Origin of the sequence: Mycobacterium sp. (genome assembly GCF_050701675.1) — a bacterium.
Taxonomy (GTDB): domain Bacteria; phylum Actinomycetota; class Actinomycetes; order Mycobacteriales; family Mycobacteriaceae; genus Mycobacterium.
In genome coordinates this window covers 1-3,016 of sequence record NZ_JBOGDD010001116.1, presented here as the reverse complement: position 1 = coordinate 3,016, position 3,016 = coordinate 1, and the positions used below count along the sequence as shown (strand labels likewise).

The 3,016-nt window shown below is 64.9% G+C and carries 5 protein-coding genes and 1 pseudogene; all 6 read right to left on the bottom strand.

What is annotated here, in order from left to right:
- A partial coding sequence (locus tag ACRDUX_RS34650; RefSeq protein WP_526421009.1) for a potassium-transporting ATPase subunit KdpA occupies positions 1 to 618 on the bottom strand: 618 nt, incomplete at its 3' end.
- The gene (locus ACRDUX_RS34645) at positions 618 to 707 is read right to left on the bottom strand and encodes a potassium-transporting ATPase subunit F (protein WP_526421007.1); all 90 of its coding nucleotides are present in this window, start codon (positions 705 to 707) and stop codon (positions 618 to 620) included. The genes ACRDUX_RS34645 and ACRDUX_RS34650, both read right to left, overlap by 1 nt.
- On the bottom strand, positions 704 to 802 hold the full coding sequence (locus ACRDUX_RS34640) for a potassium-transporting ATPase (protein WP_526421005.1): 99 nt from the start codon (positions 800 to 802) through the stop codon (positions 704 to 706). The genes ACRDUX_RS34645 and ACRDUX_RS34640 overlap by 4 nt, the downstream gene beginning before the upstream one ends.
- A 187-nt stretch (positions 803 to 989) precedes the next feature.
- Positions 990 to 2,030, bottom strand: coding sequence for a magnesium and cobalt transport protein CorA (locus ACRDUX_RS34635; protein ID WP_526421003.1), 1,041 nt, complete (start codon positions 2,028 to 2,030; stop codon positions 990 to 992).
- A complete protein-coding gene (locus ACRDUX_RS34630) occupies positions 2,027 to 2,698 on the bottom strand; it encodes a DUF6611 family protein (protein ID WP_526421001.1) in 672 nt (223 codons plus the stop codon). Before ACRDUX_RS34630 ends, ACRDUX_RS34635 begins: the two co-directional genes overlap by 4 nt.
- A 103-nt stretch (positions 2,699 to 2,801) precedes the next feature.
- Positions 2,802 to 3,016 (bottom strand): annotated as a pseudogene (locus tag ACRDUX_RS34625) (hypothetical protein); the annotation flags it as partial.

Sequence of the window (3,016 nt, the reverse complement as noted above, 5' to 3'; positions counted from 1 at the left end):
GACGATCTGATCGTGCAGGTGGAAGTTCTCGATCACTCCACCCGCGATCAGGATGAGCGCCGCGATGAAGGCAATGGGCAGCAGGATCCGAATGGTGCCGCGCACCAAGTCAACCCAGAAGTTGCCGAGCTCACCGGTGCGGGTGCGAGCGAAGCCGCGGACCAGGGCGACGGCCACGGCCATGCCGACTGCCGCGGAGACGAAGTTCTGCACCGTCAGGCCGGCCATCTGGACGAGATGGCCCTGGGTGGATTCGCCAGAGTAGGCCTGCCAGTTGGTGTTCGTGACGAAGCTGATCGCGGTGTTCCATGCGAGCGCCGGCGTCATCGGCGTGCCCGGATCGTTCAGGTGCAGTGGCAACTTGCCCTGCACCAGTTGGAAGACGAACAGGAACAGGATGCTGGTCGCCGAGAACGCCAGCACGCTGCGGGCGTAAGCGCCCCAGGTCTGCTCCGACTTGGGGTCGGCACCGATGAGGCGGTAGATGACGCGTTCCGCGCGGGAATCCTTCTCGGAGTTGTATACCCGGTACATGTAGTCGCCGAGGGGCACGTGGACCGCTGCCAACGCCAAGATCAGAACGGCGAGGAACACGAGCCCCGCAGTGGTGGTGCTCATCAAAACCTCTCCGGAAAGAGCAGGGCTGCAACCATGAACACGGCGAGACCTGCCACCAGCAGCAGGCCGATCAGGTTTTCGACGCTCACAGGCCTTCAACCAACTTCTGTACCAGGCCGAGCAGCGCGAAGATCGCCACCGTCAGCACGACGTACAGCAACACGGACATGTCATCTCCATTCATTGAGCAAGCCGGGCGGGGCGCGCCGACTCGCAGTGGCCGTCTCGACACTCGTCGCGACGTGGCACTGATCTGAAAGCTAGACCTCGAAAACACCCCGAACCGGGGTCCTTTACGGTTCCTTTACGGCCGTGCAGGCGACCTTGACGGAATCCATGCGCCGCTCGTGGTCACTGGCTCCGCCTGGGGTTCAGAGCCAGTGATTGCGACGAAGGGTGCGGTAGAGGAGCACACATGTCGTGGCCATCACACCGAGCACCGCGGGGTAGCCCCACGTCCAGTGCAGCTCCGGCATGTGTTCGAAGTTCATGCCGTAGATGGGCCCAAGCACGGTGGGCACCGATGCGATCGCCACCCAGGCCGATATCTTTCGCACGTCGAGGTTCTGCTGCATGCTCGTCCGGGCCAGCGCGGCCGTCACCAGTGACGTCAGTAACTCGTCGTAGCTGTTGATCCGCTCCGCCGCCAGGGTCTGGTGGTCGATGACGTCGCGCAGATGGCGGAGTACTTCCTTGCAGATCAGGTCTCTGTGGTCGGTGACGATCTCCTGCAGCGCGGCAGACAGCGGATTCACTGCCCGCCGCAACTCCAGGACTTCCCGTTTCAGCAGGTATATCTGATCGATCTCCGTCGTGCTGCGGGGTGAGAAGATCTGCTCTTCGATCACATCGATGTCCGTCTCCAGCCGCAGCGCGACGTCGCGGTAATCGTCGACGACGTGATCGGCGATGGCGTGCATGATCGCGAACGGACCCAGCTTCAGCTGATGGGGGTCCGCGTCCATCTCCTTGCGGACTCCGGCCAGCCCGCTGAAGTCGCCGTGGCGCACCGTCACCACGAAGCCGGGCCCGACGAAGATCATGATCTCGCCCGTCCCGACGATGTCCCTGGCCTTCGAGATCGATTCGTGCGGAATGTACTTCACGGTCTTGAGGACGAGGAACACGGTGTCGTCGTAGCGTTCCACCTTCGGCCGTTGATGAGCATGCACGGCATCTTCGACAGCGAGCCGATGCAGGCCGAAGACCGCGGCCACCTCCCACATCTGATGCGCGTCCGGTCCGTGCAATCCAATCCACACGAAGCCCTCGCCGAGTTCGCGTACCTTCGCTAGAGCGGCGTCGAGGGTGGGTGTGCCGGGAACCCGGCGGCCGTCGACGTAGACGCCGCAGTCCACGATGGCGCTGGCAGCCGACACACGGGCCTGGCGTCCGAGCCGGAGTGTGCTCAAGGCGTGACGGGCCGGGCCTGGTTCTGGCTCAGCCGGTCGTATACCTGCCACCAAATGGCTTCATGCTCAACCGGAGACGACTGTCCTCGATCACGTTGGGCATCTGCCTGGCACAGCGTCGCGACGAGCGACTTCAGTTCCGTGAACATGGTCGCGGAGTGCGGGTCGGGGTAGCCGGCGATGCGAACGACGCTCAGCGTGAGTACGCGTGCACGCAGCTCGGCGACCCGGGCGAACAGGACGGCGCCGGCTGCAAGGTAGGCGATGGTGGACGCAGCGAACGCCGTTGGGGGCGTGAGGAAGGAGCTTAGAACGATCTGCGACGCCACCCAGACCACCGCGCCCCACGTGGGCCACGCCCGCCGCGCGCGAAGCAAGCGCCGTTCGGCGATGTCGAGGCCGGGAGGAAACAACACGAGCCGGTACTGCGTCACCCCGTGCCGGGTGGGCGAGACGTCGACGGAACCCCAGTCGTGACTGCCGTCGAGCACGACGGCCCACCACCGCGCGAATGCCCGGCGCTCTGAGCTGACCGGCTGCGCGACAGCGCCAACGACCGCGGGAGTCGGGGGATGCTGGTCTATCGGGGGTAGCGGCTCGGGCGCCCGTTGGGGCTGCGCGCCGTCATGGAACTCGCCACCGGCGGACTGCGTCTGTATGTCGCTCATGAACGCAGGTCTACCCATGGCGTCCGCGGATGGCGGCCATCTCAACGCGATCCCTACGGCGGCGGTGAGGATATTTACGGAATCCCTACGGTGCGCCGTTCCGTCAGCCGCCGAGCGCGGTGATCAGTGCCTTGATCTTCGTGGACTCGTCCTCGGTGGCAGGCTCCTCGGCCTCGCTGGCCTGTATCAGCTCTAGCCGCAGACCGGCGCCATTGGCAGCCTCCTGCGCGCTCAGCTTGGCGCGCTTGCGTGTGAGGTAGAGCCGCTGACCGAGCGTCGATCCTGGTCCGTCAGCAGCCCTCTCGGCCAATTCGTCGT